22 protein-coding genes are annotated in these 19,419 nt (G+C 62.1%); 1 reads left to right on the plus strand and 21 read right to left on the minus strand.

Annotated features, from left to right (window positions below; genetic code table 11):
- Positions 1 to 288: 288 nt before the first annotated feature.
- The 5 genes from NWI_RS08000 to NWI_RS08025 all read right to left on the minus strand — a co-directional run bounded on the left by NWI_RS08000 (position 289) and on the right by NWI_RS08025 (position 2,739).
- Positions 289 to 480 carry a hypothetical protein gene (locus NWI_RS08000; RefSeq protein ID WP_148203810.1) on the minus strand — a complete coding sequence of 64 codons (192 nt, stop codon included), beginning with the start codon at positions 478 to 480 and terminating at the stop codon, positions 289 to 291.
- A gap of 536 nt (positions 481 to 1,016) precedes the next feature.
- Positions 1,017 to 1,250 carry a hypothetical protein gene (locus NWI_RS08010; RefSeq protein WP_011314805.1) on the minus strand — a complete coding sequence of 78 codons (234 nt, stop codon included), beginning with the start codon at positions 1,248 to 1,250 and terminating at the stop codon, positions 1,017 to 1,019.
- Positions 1,251 to 1,547, minus strand: coding sequence for a hypothetical protein (locus tag NWI_RS08015; RefSeq protein ID WP_041344918.1), 297 nt, complete (start codon positions 1,545 to 1,547; stop codon positions 1,251 to 1,253).
- Positions 1,544 to 1,966, minus strand: a complete 423-nt coding sequence (locus NWI_RS08020) for a hypothetical protein (protein ID WP_011314806.1) — start codon at positions 1,964 to 1,966, stop codon at positions 1,544 to 1,546. The genes NWI_RS08015 and NWI_RS08020 overlap by 4 nt, the downstream gene beginning before the upstream one ends.
- Positions 1,966 to 2,739 (minus strand): M15 family metallopeptidase, encoded by a 774-nt coding sequence (locus NWI_RS08025; protein ID WP_011314807.1) that lies wholly within the window; start codon positions 2,737 to 2,739, stop codon positions 1,966 to 1,968. Before NWI_RS08025 ends, NWI_RS08020 begins: the two co-directional genes overlap by 1 nt.
- 504 nt (positions 2,740 to 3,243) lie before the next feature.
- On the opposite strand from NWI_RS08025, the gene NWI_RS08035 reads away from it, so the two are divergent.
- Positions 3,244 to 4,595, plus strand: a protein-coding gene (locus NWI_RS08035; protein WP_148203749.1) for an IS3 family transposase whose coding sequence is annotated in 2 segments (ribosomal slippage) — positions 3,244 to 3,577 and positions 3,577 to 4,595 — 1,353 coding nt in all. Because the reading frame shifts where the segments join, the coding sequence is not laid out codon by codon here.
- Positions 4,596 to 4,627: 32 nt separating this feature from the next.
- Here NWI_RS08035 and NWI_RS08040 read toward each other — a convergent pair.
- The 16 genes from NWI_RS08040 to NWI_RS08115 all read right to left on the minus strand — a co-directional run bounded on the left by NWI_RS08040 (position 4,628) and on the right by NWI_RS08115 (position 19,335).
- Complete coding sequence (locus NWI_RS08040; RefSeq protein ID WP_011314809.1) at positions 4,628 to 5,887, minus strand: phage major capsid protein; 1,260 nt, start codon at positions 5,885 to 5,887, stop codon at positions 4,628 to 4,630.
- 10 nt (positions 5,888 to 5,897) lie between these two features.
- Positions 5,898 to 6,743 (minus strand): head maturation protease, ClpP-related, encoded by an 846-nt coding sequence (locus tag NWI_RS08045; RefSeq protein WP_011314810.1) that lies wholly within the window; start codon positions 6,741 to 6,743, stop codon positions 5,898 to 5,900.
- Complete coding sequence (locus NWI_RS08050) at positions 6,721 to 7,995, minus strand: phage portal protein (protein WP_011314811.1); 1,275 nt, start codon at positions 7,993 to 7,995, stop codon at positions 6,721 to 6,723. The genes NWI_RS08045 and NWI_RS08050 overlap by 23 nt, the downstream gene beginning before the upstream one ends.
- A 12-nt stretch (positions 7,996 to 8,007) precedes the next feature.
- Positions 8,008 to 9,876 carry a terminase large subunit gene (locus tag NWI_RS08055; RefSeq protein ID WP_081431720.1) on the minus strand — a complete coding sequence of 623 codons (1,869 nt, stop codon included), beginning with the start codon at positions 9,874 to 9,876 and terminating at the stop codon, positions 8,008 to 8,010.
- Entirely contained in the window at positions 9,809 to 11,221 is a 1,413-nt protein-coding gene (locus tag NWI_RS08060) for a site-specific DNA-methyltransferase (protein ID WP_011314813.1), read from the minus strand. The genes NWI_RS08055 and NWI_RS08060 overlap by 68 nt, the downstream gene beginning before the upstream one ends.
- Positions 11,196 to 11,666, minus strand: a complete 471-nt coding sequence (locus tag NWI_RS08065) for a P27 family phage terminase small subunit (protein WP_011314814.1) — start codon at positions 11,664 to 11,666, stop codon at positions 11,196 to 11,198. Before NWI_RS08065 ends, NWI_RS08060 begins: the two co-directional genes overlap by 26 nt.
- Positions 11,667 to 11,911: 245 nt before the next feature.
- Positions 11,912 to 12,142, minus strand: coding sequence for a hypothetical protein (locus tag NWI_RS18230; protein WP_244375005.1), 231 nt, complete (start codon positions 12,140 to 12,142; stop codon positions 11,912 to 11,914).
- Between the two features lie 379 nt (positions 12,143 to 12,521).
- Positions 12,522 to 13,226: a transcription termination/antitermination protein NusG gene (gene nusG / locus NWI_RS16440; RefSeq protein ID WP_011314816.1), complete on the minus strand. Its 705-nt coding sequence runs from the start codon at positions 13,224 to 13,226 to the stop codon at positions 12,522 to 12,524.
- The gene (locus NWI_RS16445) at positions 13,223 to 14,419 is read right to left on the minus strand and encodes a helix-turn-helix domain-containing protein (protein WP_011314817.1); all 1,197 of its coding nucleotides are present in this window, start codon (positions 14,417 to 14,419) and stop codon (positions 13,223 to 13,225) included. Before NWI_RS16445 ends, nusG begins: the two co-directional genes overlap by 4 nt.
- Positions 14,416 to 14,808, minus strand: a complete 393-nt coding sequence (locus NWI_RS08085; protein WP_011314818.1) for an ASCH domain-containing protein — start codon at positions 14,806 to 14,808, stop codon at positions 14,416 to 14,418. Before NWI_RS08085 ends, NWI_RS16445 begins: the two co-directional genes overlap by 4 nt.
- Entirely contained in the window at positions 14,805 to 15,539 is a 735-nt protein-coding gene (locus NWI_RS08090) for a hypothetical protein (protein ID WP_011314819.1), read from the minus strand. The genes NWI_RS08085 and NWI_RS08090 overlap by 4 nt, the downstream gene beginning before the upstream one ends.
- On the minus strand, positions 15,536 to 15,667 hold the full coding sequence (locus NWI_RS18470) for a hypothetical protein (RefSeq protein ID WP_283805214.1): 132 nt from the start codon (positions 15,665 to 15,667) through the stop codon (positions 15,536 to 15,538). The genes NWI_RS08090 and NWI_RS18470 overlap by 4 nt, the downstream gene beginning before the upstream one ends.
- Before the next feature lie 74 nt (positions 15,668 to 15,741).
- The gene (locus NWI_RS08100; protein WP_011314820.1) at positions 15,742 to 16,284 is read right to left on the minus strand and encodes a DUF7220 family protein; all 543 of its coding nucleotides are present in this window, start codon (positions 16,282 to 16,284) and stop codon (positions 15,742 to 15,744) included.
- Positions 16,281 to 18,533 carry an MT-A70 family methyltransferase gene (locus tag NWI_RS08105; RefSeq protein WP_011314821.1) on the minus strand — a complete coding sequence of 751 codons (2,253 nt, stop codon included), beginning with the start codon at positions 18,531 to 18,533 and terminating at the stop codon, positions 16,281 to 16,283. The genes NWI_RS08100 and NWI_RS08105 overlap by 4 nt, the downstream gene beginning before the upstream one ends.
- On the minus strand, positions 18,530 to 19,063 hold the full coding sequence (locus NWI_RS08110; RefSeq protein ID WP_011314822.1) for an HNH endonuclease: 534 nt from the start codon (positions 19,061 to 19,063) through the stop codon (positions 18,530 to 18,532). Before NWI_RS08110 ends, NWI_RS08105 begins: the two co-directional genes overlap by 4 nt.
- A complete protein-coding gene (locus tag NWI_RS08115; protein WP_011314823.1) occupies positions 19,060 to 19,335 on the minus strand; it encodes a hypothetical protein in 276 nt (91 codons plus the stop codon). The genes NWI_RS08110 and NWI_RS08115 overlap by 4 nt, the downstream gene beginning before the upstream one ends.
- Positions 19,336 to 19,419 lie beyond the last annotated feature (84 nt).

Genomic DNA, 19,419 nt, shown 5'->3' on the forward strand with positions numbered 1-19,419 from the left:
GCCCGGTGTACTATGGACCGCGATATTATCGCCCGTACTACCGACCATACTACAGACCGTACTTCGGCCCTTATGGGTACTGGTAAACGTCAAAGGCCCGAATTGACCGGGCCTTTTTCTGTGAGCGCGGGCCAGACCTGTCCCGCCATATCCCCGTTGAGCTTTCTTTGAAACCACATCCCCTTGACTGCATTATAAGGCCGGAACGGTTGATTGCCCGGCAGATCCGATCCCGTTCCCGAAAGGCCCGCTGTGCCTCCAACCGGCGGGCCTTTTTTGCGAGCACCATCAGCGCTCACGAATCCGTCTGATCTCCGCTCGATCGACGGCGCAGTTGGCAACCTCTCGGGTCGATATCGGAGCACCGCCGCCCCGAACCGCGCAGCCGGCCATGTCCGCCTCGCTCGGGCCGGACGGACCACAGCCAGCCATGGCGATCAGCGCCGCCACGGCCAGCGGGATCAGGATGGCACGCATCACGCCCCTGCCCTCGGATCGACAATCGTGAACCCCGCGATCGAACGCGGATGAACTCTGGTCTTGCCTCGGCCGGAGTTGGCATCCCAAACCAGCCATACCTTCCCCCTGATATGCCTCTTGAGCACGAACACATGGCCTCGACGCGCTGCGACCATGCCGGGCGCCGGGGCCGCTCGAGGAAAGCGCAGCCAGTTCGCCGCCAGGTTCAGCCTCGGGATGATCCGACCGAAGATATGGAGCGAAGCCCCGCAGCCGCAGTAGCGGCGCGGGCAGCCGCGTGGGCGGCCTCCGACGATGCGTCCCGCTCCGGTCGCCATGATGCGGTGAAGGCCGGGAGGGAGGGGACGAGTGGTATCCCGATGGGCGGTGATCAAATGGCCCGTTTTTCGCCTATTCCTACGTGATATCAATTGCTTGGGGTGGTGCGCAAAGGACGACCTCGACATTATCGAGGTCGTCTGCTTCGGCCTCGCATCGGCCTGCGATACGAACACGACAGCGCAAAGCGCCGCCAGAATGACCGCCATACGCATCGATCAGCCCCCCTTCATCCAGGAAGCGATCTTGCTGATCGACTCCCCGAACATCACGATACCGGCGAGGATGCCGAGCATGGTGATGATGACCCACTTCATGAAGCGACCGACTGTCAGCGCCGAATTGATGAGACGGATGCCATCGTTCAGTGTCTTGATCTCATCCGGCCGCAGGTTGGTGAGGAACTCCTTCGTCGCCGGCGGCAGATCGTCAAACCGCTTAGCCTCGCTCATTTAATCCTCCCCCGGCTCGATGACATTTCCGGCGGCGCGCTCCTGCGCCCCGACCGCATGAAGCCTGCTCCGGCAATCGGCGGCGACGGCCCGTTGAGCAGCCTCGTACCTGCCAGCCGCTGATCCTGCCTTGGCGCCGACCGTCTCGGGGTTCGGAGGCACCGCATCCTTCTTGCAGGCGAACGCTGCGGGCGGGAATTTCGGTCCGGAAACCATGACCTTGACTGGTTCCGGCGCCGGCGCGGTCGCGCACCCGCCGAGAGCGGCGACTGCAACCAGGATGAAAAAGCGTCTCATTTCGATATCCCCAATCGCCCGCGCTCGCGTGTCCAGGCGTCGAGCAGAACCTTCGGCACCGGGCCGTCATCCGACGCCGGCGCAGCCTTGATGATCGCGTTCTCACTTTGCTGCGCCCGCTCCGCCGCCAATTTGTCAGCGTCGAGCTTTGCCTGGGCCCTCGCCGCCTCGTTACGCTGGCGCTCGATCTCCTCACGGTGCGCCTTCTCGGCATCGAGGCCGCGGGCGATGAGACAGGCCGGCAATTTGCGCTCCGAGATCGCCGGCCGCTTGTCGCAGCCGTACCTCACCTCGAGGGTGTGATGCTCTGCCGAGAGTACGTCGAAGGCGCCGGCCTTCTGATAGAGGTTGGCCAAATAGAGCGAGGCGCTCGCGATCAGAGCGGCTGCGACCAGGTAGGCGATGATCTTGATGCTCATCAGTTCACCTGTCGCTTGATCCACGCGCGCACGTTGCTCGGCCCCATGAACAGGACGAACAACACGGCAACCAGCACCATGGCGCCGAGCAGCACCGCGATTACTCGCCAGTCGGTCAGGTAGCCGAAGAAACCAAGTCCAGCGCCGCCGGAAAACCAGCCTGTGACGGCTTTCCACTTGCGGCGTAACCACGTCGGTTTAGGCGAGACGTCGATGGCGGCAGAATGCTCAATGTGAGCATCACTATCCGCGTCGATCTCCGGAGCATCGAAGAGTTTGACAGGGGTTACCCCCGGATACCCGCTGGCGTCGCAGAACTCGAAATGCATGGGATCGGTGCGGCCACGATAGTCGCCGCCCCATCGCGCGCCCTGACGCTTGAAGGCATTGATGACCGGCTGCGGCATCGTCCCGCGACCGGCCCCGAGTCCATTTTGCTCCGCATTGAGGTCGATCGCGGCGCCATAAGCATGGTTCGACCACCTGGTGGCGCTGCCACGCACCTTCCGGGGGTTGTAGGCGCCGGCGTACTTCGAGATGCCGAGCGCATCGATCCTGCGCTGGTCGCGACCGTAATGCTCCCAGATTTCATCCAGCGCCGCCCTGAGCGCGCCGGCCGCCTTCCGATGAAACCGGATACGGCTGATCGGCTTGCCGTCGTAATACATCTGGAAAGGCGGCACGACATCGACGAGTTGGCGCTCGACGTCGCGGCCAGGGGTGCCGTAAAAAGCCAGCAGATCGGCTTGATTGTCTCTCGGCCACTTGGTCATAGGTTCTCGTCCCCGGAAAAGAGGTTGGTTAGGCTCAGGTTGTGGAATTGAGGGCGCGCCTACTGTGTCGAAGGATCAATGCCCGGTCAGCGCATAGCTCAGCGTTCCCCGATCGGGGCTGGGCATTGGTGGGTCCTTTTGAGTTGCCTTTAGGAGGGGCGCGAGGATAGGTTGCGGCCGGACAGCAGGAAACCGGGGGCACGTTGACCATGAGCCAGTCAAAGGCGAGCGCTTGGATTGATTTAGTCGATCAGCCCATATTGTTGATTTCAAAATTGTCGGATGCGATCGTTAGAAACGTCTATGCCGAAATCTATTTTTATGGCGCGCTCGGCGCAGCTTTTTTGGTCGGGGTGCTATTCCACATCATGCAGGGGCGTGACATTCGGCGGCGTTACTTTTCAAAGAACTTCAGGGTCTGTCCGCCGTCAGGGCTCTTGAGACAGTTTAGGAGTTTTCGGGAAGGGAGGATTTCTGGATCATCGCAGCCAATTTGGAGCGCAGATGAGACAGAAATCCGGACCAGGCAAAGCGCCGGCAGAACAGGTGCTGAAGGACATCCGACGGCAGACGCGCCGGCATTATTCGGCGGAGGAGAAGATCCGTATCGTGCTGGAAGGACTGCGCGGCGAGGAGAACATCTCCGAGCTTTGCCGCCGCGAAGGCATCGCCGCCTCGATGTATTACGGTTGGTCCAAGGAGTTCCTGGAAGCCGGCAAGCGCCGGTTGGCGGGCGACACGGCACGTGCCGCAACCTCTGGCGAGGTGAAAGATCTTCGTCGGGAAGCCTCGGCGTTGAAGGAAGTCGTCGCCGATCTCACCCTGGAGAACCGTCTGCTAAAAAAAAGCATGAACGGGGATGGGGAGAACGAGGCATGAGGTATCCTGCGTCCGAGAAAGCCGAGATCATCGCGTTGGTGGAGCAGTCGCATTTGCCGGCCAAACGCACGCTGGACAAGCTCGGCATCCCCCGCGCCACGTTTTATAGATGGTACGATCGCTACCGCGCGGGCGGCATTGAGGCCCTGGCAGATCACCGCTCTCGACCGGATCGGGTCTGGAATCGTATCCCGGATGACGTCCGCGGCCAGATCATCGACCTGGCATTGGAGCTTCCGGAACTATCGCCGCGAGAGCTCGCCGTGCGGTTTACCGACGAGAGAAAGTACTTTGTCTCGGAGGCTTCGGTCTATCGGCTGCTGAAGGCGCACGACCTCATCACCAGTCCGGCCTATGTAGTGATCAAGGCGGCGAACGAGTTCAAGGACAAGACCACCGCCGCCAACCAGCTCTGGCAGACCGACTTCACCTACCTGAAGATCACCGGCTGGGGCTGGTACTATCTATCGACGGTGCTCGACGACTTCTCGCGCTACATCGTCGCCTGGAGGTTAGGTCCCACGATGTGTGCCTCCGACGTCACGGCTACGCTCGATCAGGCACTGGCCGCCTCTGGTCTGGATCACGTCAGCGTCAGGCAGCGGCCCCGGCTTCTCAGCGACAATGGTTCGAGTTACGTCGCGGATGATCTGGCCACGTGGCTCAGGGCCAAGGACATGCAGCATGTGCGCGGAGCGCCGTATCATCCTCAGACTCAGGGCAAGATCGAGCGTTGGCATCAAACGTTGAAGAACCGCATCCTGCTTGAGAACTACTATTTACCGGACGACCTCAAACGTCAGGTCGCCGCGTTCGTCGAACACTATAATCATGACCGCTACCACGAGAGCATCGGCAACGTTACACCTGCCGACGTCTACTTCGGCAGGGCTGAGACAATCCTCGCCGAACGACACCGCATCAAGCGCGACACCATCGCAAACCGTCGCTTGCAGCATCAGCTGCAGGCCGCTTAAACTCTAACCACAGATGAACCAGAGCCTCTCTTCTAGAAATGTCTGATCAGTCTCAAATTATCTGACGACGGACAAGTGGTATAGAAGTGCACGTAAGGCTTGTTGGTGAACGGGTCGCGCAGCACGCGCACGCCCATGCGGTCAACGATCAGGTAGCCGCGCTGGAAGTCGCCGAAGGCGATCGGGAAATTCCCGCCGGCGGTCGCGTCCGGCATGTTATCGTCATCCGTCACCGGATATCCGAGGATCGTCGCCGGCTGACCGGCCTGAATCGACGGCTGCCACAGATACAATTCCTCGGTTTTCGACTTGAACTTGCGGATCGCGGCCTGCGTCTTCCGATTCATGAGGAACCGCGCATTCTGCCGGTAGCCCTGCTTGATCGAGTAAACCAGATCGGTAAGCGCATCCGCGCCGTTGTGCGACGAGTCGGTCATCGCTGCCGCCACTCCGGAGACGACATAGCCGAGCTTGCCCCACGCATAAGAGGTATCGGCTACCGTGTCGTAGGAAAGAAGCCCACGCGGCTTGCCGACGCCGTCGCCGATGATGAAGCTCGCGCCTTCCATTTCAGCGAAGGTGATCGATACCTCATCGGCGAGCCACTGCTCGATATTGACGCGGGAATCATCGAGGAGCGTCTGGGTCGCCGCCGGGTTAGCGTAGAGTTCCATCGCCTGGAAGGCCAATTCCACCAACGTTGGAGTGGCGGTCGCTGGGCGAGCCTGCCGCTCGCCGACCCAACCGCCGACCGCGCCGCCCTGATTGACCAACTTCTTATAGGTGCCGGACGAAATCGACATGACGCGCGAGATCGCGCGCATCGCCGACACTGTGCCGAGCACGCGGTCAATGGCCGCTTCCATCTGGTCCGGAACGACGAAGCCGCCATCCGGATCACTGTCGGTGCGCAACGCGGCTTTCACTTCCAGATCCCGCAAGCCGTTTTCCGCGCCATTGCGGAAGAACTGGTTGAAGGCTCTCGCATGCTCGCGACGCTCGGCGGCCAGCGGCTTGTCGTCGCCAGCGCCGCCGACCTTGAGAGCGGCGATCGACGAGTTCACCTGGTCCAGCTGTTCCTGCAGCTTCGTGATCTCGGCGTTGATGCGATCAACCTTTTCTGACTGCACGACATCGCCCAAACCCTTCTTAAGGTCAGCGATTTCTTTCTCGCGCTCGGCTTTGAACGTTTCGAATGTCTGGCGCAGCTCGTTGAGGATAGCCGTTGCGCTGCCGGCATCGGCGCGCGCGGCGACGAGCCCGCGGGCGCGGGATTTCATTGCGATGGTCATGCTGGTCTCCCTATGACCGGATTGCGTTGATGAACTGCCGGGCGGCAGCGACTAAGCCAGCGTCATGCGTAGCTGTCGGGGCAGCGTCATGCGTGCCCCCTGCGAGCTCTGCGAACATGCGCCGCCGCTCGACACGCGGGACGCCCTGTTTCGCAAGAGCAGCATCCATGCGCCGCCGGGCGTTCACCGCGCCAGCGACAGAGTTCTCGGCTTCCGACTGGTCGGCGCCGATGGCGTCATCGACCAGGTCAGCAAAGCCATTCTTGACAGCCTCGGACGGCCCCATGAAGGTTTCGGCGTCCATCAGCTTTTCGATCGCGGAGCGCTTCAGGCCGGTGCGCGCTTCGTAGATATCCACAATGGCGCTGTCGAACCCGTCAAACAGCTCGGCCGATTCGCGCATGTCGTGACGATTGCCGATAACGACGCCCCAGGCGTTATGCACCATCATGAAGGTGCCGAGACCCATGCGAATCTCATCGCCGGCCATGGCGATGATTGAGGCGGCGGACGCCGCCCAGCCCAGCACCTCGACCGTCACCCTCGCAGGATGGCCGCGCAACAGATTGTAGATCGCGATGCCTTCGAACATGTCGCCGCCGGGCGAGTTGATCTTGACGGTAACGTCGCGGTCTCCGATCGAGCGCAGCGCTGCGGAAATGCGCTTGGCCGTCACACCGCCGCCCGACCACCAATCCTCGCCGATCACCTCGTACATGCTGATGGTGGCATCGTCGTCGGACGCGGCGGCACGCGGAGTCTCGGACCAGCGAGCGAGAACGTCGCTGGGCGCGTCCCATTGAAAATTCTGCGGGCGCTGAAACGTCCGCGCCTCAGGCAGCTTGCGAAGACTCATCGCCATCATCCTTTTCGGGTTTGTCGTCGCCGCCGGCGGTATTCGGAGGCGGATAATAGATGTCGCCACCCTCGCGCGGGTTGAGGTCTTCGAGCGCACGAACCTCATTCGGACTCATCACACCCCACTGAAGCGCCTTCACATGCGCTTCCCAGCGCATCTTGATGTCGCCCTTGACCAGCGACGCCCGATTGAACCGGGCGTAGATATCGTTGTCATTGTCGACGATCAGGTCGCGGTTGATCGTCTCTTCCCATGTGGTCAGATCGTCTTCCGCGCAGAACGTGACGAAGCCCTGCGTCTGCGATGCGATGCCGGTGCCCCAGCTTGTGCTCTTTTCCGTGTCGCCAAGCATGTGTGGCGGTACGCCGAAGAACATGGCGATGTCGGAACGTGAGAACTTTCGGCTCTCGATCCATTGCGCGTCTTCGGCCGTCATAGCGAGGGGCTTAACTTCTATCCCCTCTTCGAGGATCAGCGCCCTGCCCTCCTTATCGCCTCCAGCCCGGAACTCATCGAGGCTCGACCGTAGATTCTCGATGCCCTCCGGGCCTAGCGCTTTCGGGTGAACAAGCACCGTGGACGGGCGAGCGCCATACTTGAACACCGTCGCGCCATGATCTTCCTGCGCCAGCGATAGGCCGATGGTTTCGCGCGCATAGGTAATGACGGAGACGCCATGGACGCCATCGAGCGTCAGACCAACGAGGTGAAAGACCTCGGCCTGAGTCAGCACGACCCGGCGGCCATCCTTGCGGGTGTAGGTATACTCCAACGCCAGGCTATCGAGCTGCTCGCACTTAACGCGATCGGGGTGCAGCGGGATCAACTCCTTCACGGCGCCGCGAGATCGAACGATTAGCGCGTAGGCATTCCCACGTAGCAAGAGGTGCGCCGTCATCATCCGCTTGAACTGAGACGGCGTCTGCCAACGGTTAGGCCGGCGTCGGAAGATCGACCAGAGTGGATGATCGGAAGCGTCATCCCGCGTCCGAGCATCCACCCTACGCTTGATATGCAGCGGCATGTTGGCCGGAACGCCCGATCGAATGCGCACGCAGGCATACACCGCCGACGCGCGCATCGCCTTGTCCGGTGTCACCGTCATGCCGGACGCGGTAACATTGCCGGTGCGGAGCGCCTCTTCCAGCTGCTCCGACGTCGTGATGACAACGCCGCCGCCCGCCGGTTGAATCGCGGCGCGCGGTTCCGGAGAAGCACCGCTCCCGAATATACGTGACCAAAGGCCCATGCGATTTTCCGGTTAAAGGACCAGCGCGCCGCGCTTGCTGTAAATTGACGAGTCGTCTCGCATGGACGTCGCCACGCCGATCGACATGGCCAGCGACACCATTCCGTCGATGCGGGTGGTCGCCTTGTCCTTGTTGAACATGCGATGCCCGGTGCGGTTCTGCTCGTAGACCACGCCGCCGGCACACATGCGCATGACCGGGTTCACGGCGACGGTGATGCGCTGCTCGAGCAGGGCAGCCTCAAGCTTGTTGATGGAGTCAGGCATCCACCAAACGATGTCGTCGGCGCCAGTCTCGCGGTTTCGATCGCCCTCCCGTTCGCCAATGATGCGGCGCTGGAAGCCTTGCGGATGGACTTCGGCCGGTATTGTCCCGCCTTTTTCGCCGAGCGCGTCCAGGAGCTGCTCGAGACCATACTGGTCGGCGCCGATCATCACCGGATGATACTTTGCCACAAGCTGCTGCAACGCGTCGGCCACCCAGGAATACCTGATACGCGGACCGGGCACCGCCTCCATGAATTTCTTTTGGACCCATAGCTCATAGGGCGCACGGTCGGTTTTCGCGCGCTCTTTCAGCGTATCGGCCGGCGTCCAGAACCACGTTTTAGAAGCAAATCGCCACTGATCTTTCGTCGCATCGAGCAGCCATGTCAGCGTGAAGGCGGTCAGGTCGCGCGCGCGGGAGAGATCGAGGCCGCCATAGCACGGCACGTTGTCCGCGGTGAGTTTGTCGACATCGACATCGCCTTCGCAGTCCTCCCATACCTTGCGCGGAATGGCTGATGTCGCCGATTCCGTCCATTGGCAGAAGTGCAGGCGACGGACCAGACCCTCTTTCGAGGGCATGCCTTGCGCTTCCTGCACTTGCTCCCGGATGAATGCGGGTTGGATCGAAACGCCGAGGTTCGGATTCGCCTTCGGCCAACAGCTCTCATCCTCAAACGGATCGTCGGTCTCATCGAGATTAGCAATGAAGGCGAACCAGGCATCGTTCTCGAATTCGCGCTTGAGGATCCGCACGGACATATCGTGTTCTTGCCCGCAGACCGTCTTTTTGTCGAAACCAGAGTTCGTGATTTCGAAAAGCAACGCTTCCTGGTTGCCCTTGGTGCCGGCGCGCATCATTTCAATGACGGAATTGTCCGGGTGCTCGTGCACTTCGTCGATCAGCGCGCAATACGGGCGAATGCCGGACTTGCCCTTTTTGTCGGACGAGATCGGCTTGAAGTAGGAATTCACGCCGGGACGGCTGGTGTGCAGCTCCCACACCGGATTCGCGCCCTTCGGCTTCAGGCGCCGCCGCAACGCCGGCGATCGTTCCCACATCGCAACCGCGTCACGGAACAGAATGGCCGCCTGATCCTTGTCGGTGGCGGCAGAGTAGACCTCGGCGCGCAGCTTGCGGCAGCCGAGCAGCATGTAGTGGCCGATGCCGGCGGCAAGCGGCGACTTGCCGTTGCCCTTTCCGATCTCGACATAGGCGCGGCGGAAACGCCGGAAACCGAGCGCGTTCTTCCACCCGAACAGCGAGCCGATGATGAATGCCTGCCACGGCTGCAGGTTGAACGGCGACGCATAGGTCGATACCTCGCCATATTCGTCGCGCTCCTCGACCTCAACTGTGAGCACGTCACGGAAGAAGCCGATCGCGCGCTGCGCGGCATGGACGTCGAACACCAGGCCGCGCTCCTCACCAGAAGTGCGGTCGCGCTGATGCCGCTCGCATGCGAGGCGCACAAGCGGACCCGCCACGATCTCGCCAGCCAGGACGGCCACGGCATAAGCCGTGACCTCATCCTCCGGTTCGAGATCAGGCTGCGGCGGCGGCGCGACGCTCGGCGTCGCGTTCGGCGGCAACGTCGTCGAAAGTTCGTCCATCGGATTCCAGGGTAGCCACAAGGCCGGTGAATTGCTGCCAGCGCTTCACGGCGACATCGACGTAAAGCGGATTCAGCTCAATCGCGAAGCATTTGCGGCCGGTGATTTCGGCCGCGATGAGGGTGGTGCCGGATCCGGAAAACGGCTCATAGACCATCTCGCCCGGCTGCGAGTTGTTTTCGATCGGCCGTTTCATGGCCTCCACCGGCTTTTGCGTGCCGTGGCCAGTCTCCGACTTCACATGCTCGATGTTCCAGACGGTCGATTGCTTCCGACCGCCTTCGTAATGACCGCGCTCGCCGTCGCGCACGGTGTAAGTCGCAACCTCATGCTCCGGCACGAAATGCCAGCGCTCGTCCGCCCCCTCTTTCACTGCATAGAAGCACGGCTCATGCTGAAAGTGATAATCGCCGCGCCCGAGCACATGCCGCTGCTTCACCCAAACGATGTGCGCCCGAATCTTGAATCTGCAGGCCGTGAGGGAATTGGCGACGTCGCCGCAATAGGCGCCCGCGTGCCAGATGTACGCAACGTCACCGGGAAACAGCTCCCACGCCTCCCGCCAATCGGCGCGATCGTCATTCAGCACTTTGCCGGTCGCCGCATCCTTTGACGTGACGCCCGCCGCTTGCCGCCAGGCCGGATCATATTTCACGCCATAAGGCGGGTCGGTGACCATCAAATGCGGCACCCGGCCCGCCAGAACGCGCGCGACATCCTCCGGATTGGTGGAGTCGCCGTTGGTGATGCGGTGACGCCCGAGGATCCACACATCGCCGCGCCGCGATGTCGGCACCGGCGGCGGCTCGGGCACTTCATCCGGATCTGTGAGACCAGCAGTCGGCTCATGCAGCAGGCCAGCTATCCTGCCGGGTTCGAAACCGAGCTGATCCAGCTCAACGCCGAGCGCGCCAAGCTCGAGCACTTCGCCCTTGAGCAGCTTCTCATCCCAGCCCGTCGACATGGTGAGCTGGTTATCGGCAAGACGAAACTTGCGCTTTTCCGCCTCCTCCCAGCCGACCGCGATCAGGACGCGAACCTCGGCGAACTGCTCCTGCTTCAGCGCTTCGAGCCGACCATGGCCAGCGATAACGATACCCGCCTCATCGACCAGCACGCGGTGCACCTGCCCATATTGCCGCAGCGAGGCCCGAATCTGATCCAGCTGCGCCTGGTCGTGCTTCTTGGCGTTACGATCGTAAGGCCGCAGCTGGTCGATCGGCCAGGTCTCCTCGCGAACGCGATTGGCCGCGCGCGGCCCGATCGGCTCAAGCTCGACGCGCGGCGTCTCGGCCTTCGGCTTCCGGGTCCGCTTTGGCTTAGTCGAAGTATTGGTCATTTTCATCGAACAGGTCGCCCTGACCGGGCAGAAGGTTGCGCTCATCGGTCGGCGACAGACCGAGCATCGCAATGAGCGATCGCCACTGCCGCCAACTCTCGTTGACCTGCGCAACATGCGGGTGGCTTTTCACCTGATCGCCGTTGCGCGTTTTCACGCGGTAGATTTCGTGCGCCAGCGTCGGCATTGACGCCCGCAGGCCGCGCATTCGAACGGTGCAGCGGCAGTATTCGATAATCGTGTCGATGTAGCGCGCCTTGAGACGGTCGACCGATGGATCCGCAAGGATCGCAGCGACGCGCTTGTATTCCTTCTCGACCTCCGCCGGCAGATCACGCGGCATCAGCCGGCGGATCGCCCGTTGCATCATCTTCTTGCGAAGCTTTTCCGCATCGACGTCATCCGGCCGCATCGGGATGACGTTTCGGAGCTTTGGTTTAGCACCGCGCATCAAAGGTGGCTTTTTGTATTTAATTCCAACTTTTTGCGTCCGAAGGGGGGCCGCCGGTCCCTAAGCGGAACCCTGCGAAGTTTTTTGCCCCCCCGGGTCATCCCATGGTCGAAAAATTTTGGATCGGGATTCCACATGGAGGCATTTTTTTGACTCAAGGTGCGTCGAAGATCGGCGTTTTATTCTTATAATTTTAAGCCGCCGAGTGACCAGGCCACTTGCGGAGCCGAATACCGCGCTGCGGATCAGCCTCCAACCCAACCATCGACACCGATCACCGCTCGCTCGCGACGGCTGATCGCGACCGCTGTCGCCGAGTCCAACCACAGCTCGGCCTCCGGAAGCGCGCCGCGATCGAACATGTGCTCGAGCTGCTGCTTGACCACGTTGTGGTGGAAATCGCAGGACGATTGCCACCTGTCCTGATCCCAGAACAGCACCATGTCGCCTCGGTGCGGGACGACGTGATCGACCACTGCCGTTGGCGTTACCCTGCCCTCTGCTTTGCAACCGAGGCAAAGCGGATGTTTCCACTTGAACTGCTTCGCTGCACGATCCCAGCGCCCATCGTAACCACGAGAGCGAGCAGAACCACGGCGCGCATCGTAGTCGGAAACGGTCGGCATACTCAAAAGAAAGGCCTGCGCGGCATGGACACCGGCAGGCCAAGTCTCTGGGAGGCGTCAGCGGCAGCATGAGCACCGCCGCTACTCCTAAACGAAAAGCGCCGCCTGCATTGCTGCAGACGGCGCACTCACCAACTCACTACAGGTGCAACGGCCAATGGCGATCACCGCTACATCCCTAGACGCAAAAAGCCCCGCACGATGGCGGAGCTTTTTGAGCGGAATCCCTTCAACGGCAGCTGAAGCTGCCTCGCCGAGGCTTTCGCCCCTCACGAACCGTGCAGGTATCCGTTGGACCCGGTGACGGTTCGATCTGTGCTTCCGACATCTCGGTCGGCGACAGGCGTCCGAATATCTCGATGGCTACCTTGAGTCGCCCCTTGGAGTCGAGTCGCTCGATGCGACCGGAAAAGTCGCGAAACGGTCCATCCACAATGCGCACGAGAGCGCCGATCTCGAACCGCGCGGCGCGCTTGCTTTGCGGCGTATTCGCGATCGCGACCAGCGCATGAATGTCCGCCATGCAGGCCACACGATCTGAGGTCGCTTCGCGCTCTGACGGAATGCGCGCGCGCCACCCGCCAAACCGCAACCATCCCGACACACCGCCGATATCGGCCGGCACGCGCTCAAAGTCCGGCACGAACACGAGCTGCGGGAATAGCGGCACCTGGACGAGCCGCTTGATCTCATAAGTCCAGCTCGATCCATGCACCCTGCGCACCACCCGCTGCTGCTTTGCGATCAACGGACAATAGGCGCTGATATTCCGCCGCTCGAACTCCCGCATGACCTTACGCTCGCAGCCCGGATGCGTGCGCAGAATGAACCAGTACTTCGGCTGCATCGGCACCGATGCCGGACCACGCACCGCATCGAGATCAACCGTTCCGACGAATTGGCCGATCTCAAGCCGTTGCAGTTCACCGATCATGATCGCGTTTCCCCATGCTGGTCGTGTTGCGCAACGTTACCTATGACGTCATCGGAGGCGACCGATTCATCGGGCGACGCTTCGTCGGCTGTTTCCAGATAAACCGTCCCGTCTTTCCTGGGTGGCCATGGCCATGGCGCCATCGAGCCTTCCATGATCCGCCGGCGCGTCGCGACCGTGACGTGGTCAGCCAGATATCGATCCCATGCCGCCGCTTGCTGATTGTTCAACGCGATCCACTGCGATCGCGGCGGCGCGTTGGCCAGCGCCAGAAGCCGGGGCGTCGTCTCGCCGCGCCAGCTCACGCGGCCATCGGCCAAACGGTGGACCTTCAGAAAGAACGTTTCGAGCATGGCGATCTGATGCAACGTTGCCAGCGCTGCGGCCGCGGCGCTCCCGGGCGGATGATGCACGGTTGACGCCGGCGCTTCCGGCTTGGCCGCAGAGAGCAGCTCCCATCGCCTCTGCTCGAGGTACTTCCAGCCGGCCGGCACACGATCGCGCTTTCTCCGCTTTTGCTCGGCGAGGAAGCCAGCGACGGCTCCGAGTGCTGCTTCACGTTGCTGAGCCGTGAGCGCGGCTGCGGCGTAAGCCGTTCGCTGACGATCGTCGAGCGCAGCCGTAGGCCAGCGAGCCTCGAACGTAGTGAGGAAGCGGGCAACCGACTCGTGTTCGGTCTTTCCCTCGCGCGCGCGCTCTCTCTCCCGTTCAAGATGGGGTCGTTCTAAGGGGTCGTTCTTGGTGCCCACGTATGTGTGGGCACCCGGTGCCCGCCCAGGGTGGGCACCCGGGTGCTCATCTATGGGCACCCCCTCCGGAGCCGGACCGCACGAATCTGGCACCGGATGCGGGGTGCTCGCTGGTGGGCACCCCCTGCCCGACTCCTCCTGGTCGAGCAATACGCGATATGCATAGCTCGCGCTTGGATGACGACTGGTGTCATCGTCATCAGAAAGATCGCGGCGCTTCATTTGCACCCAACCGGCGCCGACCAGGCGCTCCAGGGCGCGCTGAATGGTCGCGCGACCGCAGTCGAGCTCGGCGGACATCTTCACCTGACTGCGCCGGCACCAGCCCATATCGTCGGTGTGCCGACCAAGCAGGCACAGCACCTGCAGGTCGCGCGGCTCCAGCGAGCGGTCGGTGACAGCGCCGGCGGGAATGATGGAATAGCGGGGCGATGGCATGATCATTCCGGCGGCAAAATCCCGTCCGGCACGTCCATAACTCCGAGCGCGCCCTTATACGGGATTGGTGTTTTGAAGGGACGCGGTTCACGCAGTACGAGGCCGAACGGGCCACAGAACCAGAGGGAAGGATGATCGCGCACGCAGTCGACGATCTCGACCGTGCCGACGAGCGCACCGAGCAGCCCGCACGCGCGGAAGTCGGCGACGGTCGGCGGCCTCAGACCGAAAGAAGCAATGTCGTCGATCGCGAGCATTTCGGCGCGCGTCATCGTCGCGCTGGCGTGCACAACGATGCGCCCGCGCAAATTCCAGCGCCGGTCGCGGTTCTCGATGTCCTTGCCAGCGTGAAGGATGGCCCATGCCCAGGGCTGGCGAATGCTGATGGCTTTCATGCGCCACCCCCGCGCGCGCACTGGAACAACCCACCCGAAAGCGTCTCTCGTTTCTCTTTGATCAGCTCGGCGAGCGCTGCGTCATCGGCGGGCGCGTAGGCGTTCTTGCGTTTCGAGCGAAAGAACATCCCGCGCAAAGCGTTCTGGCCGTACCGCTCGATTTCCTTGATCAGATCGAGGGCGGCGCGGCGGCGTGGATCGCTCGGGCGCGGCTCTCCGACCTGCTTGTACAGACCCTTCCCGATGTGCTGAAATTCCGTGGTCGCGCAGATGTCTTCAGATGGCTTTGCCAGCACACCTTCAAGGATCCTGATGATCGACAGCGCGGCCCACTCGTATCCCATACGGAACAGTGGCGGCGGCAACTCATCAATTCGGCAGCTGCTGTCACAGTAGTAGATATCATCCCGCTTCTGAGCGAGCATCGCGGCGACCTTGCATTCGCTCCAATCCTGATCGCCGTCAGTAGCCGATCGCCTCGCCAGTTCAGCAACGGCATCCTGAAAAGCTAGCTCGCGCACGCGCGTCTCTTCCGCGAGCCCAAGGCCATCCAGCTCACGGAGATCGCGGAGAGCTGTCCGCCGTGGCTGTAGACGCAAGAGCGAGGCGCGGGCGATATCTTCAGCACGACAATGCGGAAGATAAAGGCCGATCGAATTCCAGTAATCCTGCAAAGACAGCGCGATCGCCTCGGTAAGGCTGATGTGCTCTTCGTCGGCAGAGACGGTCATGACCGCACCTCGAGCCGCGCATCGCAGGGCGGCGTCGGCTGCGCCGGAAGCTGTTCGCAACCGCGCCAGAATTCGGTCCAATGCACGTCGCGTGGGCCGTCAGCCTCATGCCGCGTGACCTTGACCATGCCGCACCGCCGGCACTCTCGTTCGGACTTGTGCTCGAACCGCGCGGGCTCGCTCCATCTGTGACGGGCCGACGTCATCGCTGCACCTTGCGGCTACGATTGCGATCGAACTTCTCGCCCTCGGCGATCCCGAGCGCGCACCCCTTGACGAGATCGCGACGGAAGCCGGTCGGCTTCCACCATTCGATTTCCCATGGCCAAAAGAGCGGGAGGTAGAACTTTGCGTCGCGGCCGACATCGGCGCCTTCAATTAGGTGACAATCGGCTTGCTTCAGATATGCTGCGCCCGCACGCGCCAGATCGCCCCGCGCATGTTCATCGTCATGCGCCGCGTCCCAGCCCTCGACGTCCTGTTGCCGATAGCGCTCCGCGATCACGGCCTGCATGAACGGCGACAGCGGCCGGCGGATATGCAGCGCCTCGAACAGCCGCCGCAGCGTGAACGAGCGCACGATCGAGATCGCGGTCATGATCAGTGCGAAGACGAAATTTGCATGCCAAGGGATCGGCACGCCCAGCATCGGCAGGAAGACGGCCTGCGCCGTCATGCTGATGCCGAAGCCGACCACGATATTGATGATGCTTTCCAGCACCGACATCCATTTCGATTGTTTCATCTCACAGCCCCAAACATGTTGATCTGCACCGGCGTCAAAGGCTCCGGCTGCGTGAGCGGCGGCGGCGCGCTGCCGGCTTCGGTCTCTCGCAGCCAGGCGTGTCCGGCCTCGGTGACGGCGAGACCGCCGCAGTCGTCGATGACGCTAAGAAATCCGAGCCCGATCAGGTCGCGCTCGTAGGTCGCGCGCCGGGTCGCTGACAGATCGGAACGATAAGCGCCGGCAATCGCCGCCAGCACCTCGCGCATCTCCTGCTCGTCGTCGGAAAGATCAGAGACCGCCGGCGGTGTGAGGACCTTCGGCGCAAGGCCGGCGCGCTCGCGCTTCAGCTCATCTAGCCGATCGTAGCCGGCGGCAGTGAGACCCCAATCCGTAATGGTGTCGTATTTGAACACCAATCCGCGCGCGATGTAGTCGGAAGCAACAGGACCAATGATATTGAACCGGTCCCGGGTCGCGGAATTCGCGAACGCCTTGAGGATGGTGAATTCGTCGGGCCCACTATCGGGCGTCGACGGCAACGGACCCGCCGACGCCCCGGCCATTTCAGGCTCGCCGACATCAACCGCATCGGCGATACCGACAACCTCATCGGCGATTTCGTCAACCGCATCGGCCGATCCGACAAACGAATCTGATTCCGGCGCAGGATTGAATTTCTGCTCAAGGACAGCGAACCGCTCTTTACCTTCGTCAGTTAGAAACAGAAGCTTGTCGAAGTCGAAGTCAACAAGGCCGGATTCGATCAGTCCATCGATCGGGCCAGATATGCTGACGTTCGCGTCGATCGCGCCGAGAACTTTCCATTCCACCAACTCGGACATTGGCGATGTTGGTTGCCGGTCTCTCCCGGCTGTCACGCCCAAAGTGTCGCGCTGTTGCTCGCGGTCGGCATCTCCGCTCACGCTGAGATTGGACGTGTTCTCGCTGCCCCCGTCTGACGCGCCGGACGGCACCTCAGATTTCGTACGCCGCAGACAAGCCGGAAGATCCAGCCCATCATCGGCGGAAAGGGTGGGAGCCGCGACGGGCAACATCGTCGCGTTCCCGGCGGTTGACTCGTCGGCCGTACTTCCGGGCGCGACGGTCTCCGCGATTTCGTTGTCGCCGGACGATGGACTTGTCTGGTTTCCCCACCCTTCCCACTTCGGCGGCAGCGGGTGCTCGGCATCGACGCGCGCGAACAATTCCATCACCGGCAGCCCGCCACACATGGTGGCGATCATCTCCCGATAGAATTCCGGCTTGCGGGAATGGCCGAGCGGCTTCGAGCGCTCCCGATGGTTGGAGCCGAACTTTTCCTTCGTGTCGGGCTTCGGCAGACCGCGGCCGCGCTTGAACAGGAGCAGGATCTCGTCCTGGTCAAAGGTGATGACGCCGCCGCCCTGATCTTCCGGGTGCTCTTCGTCGGTCTTGGTCCAGACGAAGGCGGTCGAGTAGCTGTCGCAGCCCCAGGCGCGCGCCACGGCCCAGGCCAACGGCAGCTGCACTTTGCGGGTGATGACGCAACCGTCATCCGTCGCGAATTCCATATCGACGGCATGCAGCGCGAACATGTGCGCGCGCGGGATCCAGAGAAACACCCAGGCATCCGGCAGCAACAGATCCTTGACCGGCAGCGCGCAGATGTCGTCCCACGTCATGGTGGGATAGTGGTTCTCGTAAGAGCGGCCGGTGACGCCCTGCTTCCGGTGCCAGGGTGGATCCGCATAGATCACCGGGAACCGGCGGCCGGTCGGCAGTCTTGCGGTTTCATCCGAAAGCGCCTGCTGCAGCGCGCGGCGACGCTCACGGCCATCGGCCTCTTCGCCGACCTTCAGTAGATCCATTGTGACGCGCACGCCGGATCGCACCTCGTCAGCATGACGCTCGAGCAGTTCCTCAAACTTGTCTTCCGGCAGCCGCGCCATGCGCTGCGCACGCGAGGACAGTTTGCGGTCGATGCCAGCCTGCTCGAGTGTCGGGACCGGCGTTCCTACCTGTTCCTTGTCGGAACAGGTAGGATTGCGGTACGGCTGACCACCTTTGGCAAGCCCAACGGTTTCCTTCTGCGCGATGATCATCTCGCCGAGTCGCTGCTCCGCCCGAAAGCGGATCTGCGCCGCAGCGACTTCTATCTCGCGGTCTTTGGCTTGGCGCGCATAAGCCGCAAGTGCGACGGCTTGATCCCGGATCAACTTCACTTCGTCGACAGCGACGGCTTCAGCCAAAAGTCGACGCGCCTCCTCGTATTTGACGAGTTCGGTCAAAACGGCACCTCCGCCATGGCGCCGCCAGCGGCGTGCGCGGTCAGCAGTTCAGCGATGATGGATTCCAGCGACGGAACACGACCGCGCGGGCGGCGGTTGGCGGCATTTTCGCCGGGCGTGAGCCAGCGCAGATTGCAGCGACGGTTATCCAGCGTCTGCCCGTTGACGTGATCGACATGACGCTTCGCCATGAACCGATCAGATCGCGGGTCGTGCCGGATCAGGATCTCGCGATGCATGCGCACCGTGGCGCGGCCCGAGCCGACATTGCGCTTGGCATATTGCTGCCACGGCGTTCGCGAGCCCCAGCTGATGTTCCAGGTCACCTCGGTGAGCCAGCCATAGTCGTCAGCATCAACCAGGCAATAGACGCCTCGGCGCTCCGACAGCGGAATCAGCCGCCACGCCGTGCGCGACAGATCCACCTGCTCGAGCGTAATAAGTTCGACCGGCTGCGGCTTGAGGAGATGGGTGACGATCGGCGCGATCGCGTCGAGCTTGTCGGCGAGCGTTTTGTCGTAGCCGCTCATTCGTCTACCTCGTCATAGGTCGCTTCGAAAATGTCAGGCTTACAGGGATAGATTTCACCCTCCACGCCGCGGATGATCCAGTCGTCACGCCGCGCTGCCATCATCCCTTCCAGCGTGAAAATCTGCGCACTGTCGCCATCAATCCAAACTGAACCTGGGGTGCCGACATGCTTCAGGGCAGATCGAAACCACTCCGGCGCGCCGACTTCGCTCGAACGGCCGAGCCACTGAAATGCCTCGATTTCGACCGGCTTCTTGCGATACTTGCCCATGATCACCCCTGAATGAGATCGTTGAAATCGTTGAGGCCGCCATGCGCCTGCATCGACGTTACCGCCACGCCGTGGGCGACAGAT

The organism is Nitrobacter winogradskyi Nb-255, from assembly GCF_000012725.1.
Lineage (GTDB): Bacteria > Pseudomonadota > Alphaproteobacteria > Rhizobiales > Xanthobacteraceae > Nitrobacter > Nitrobacter winogradskyi.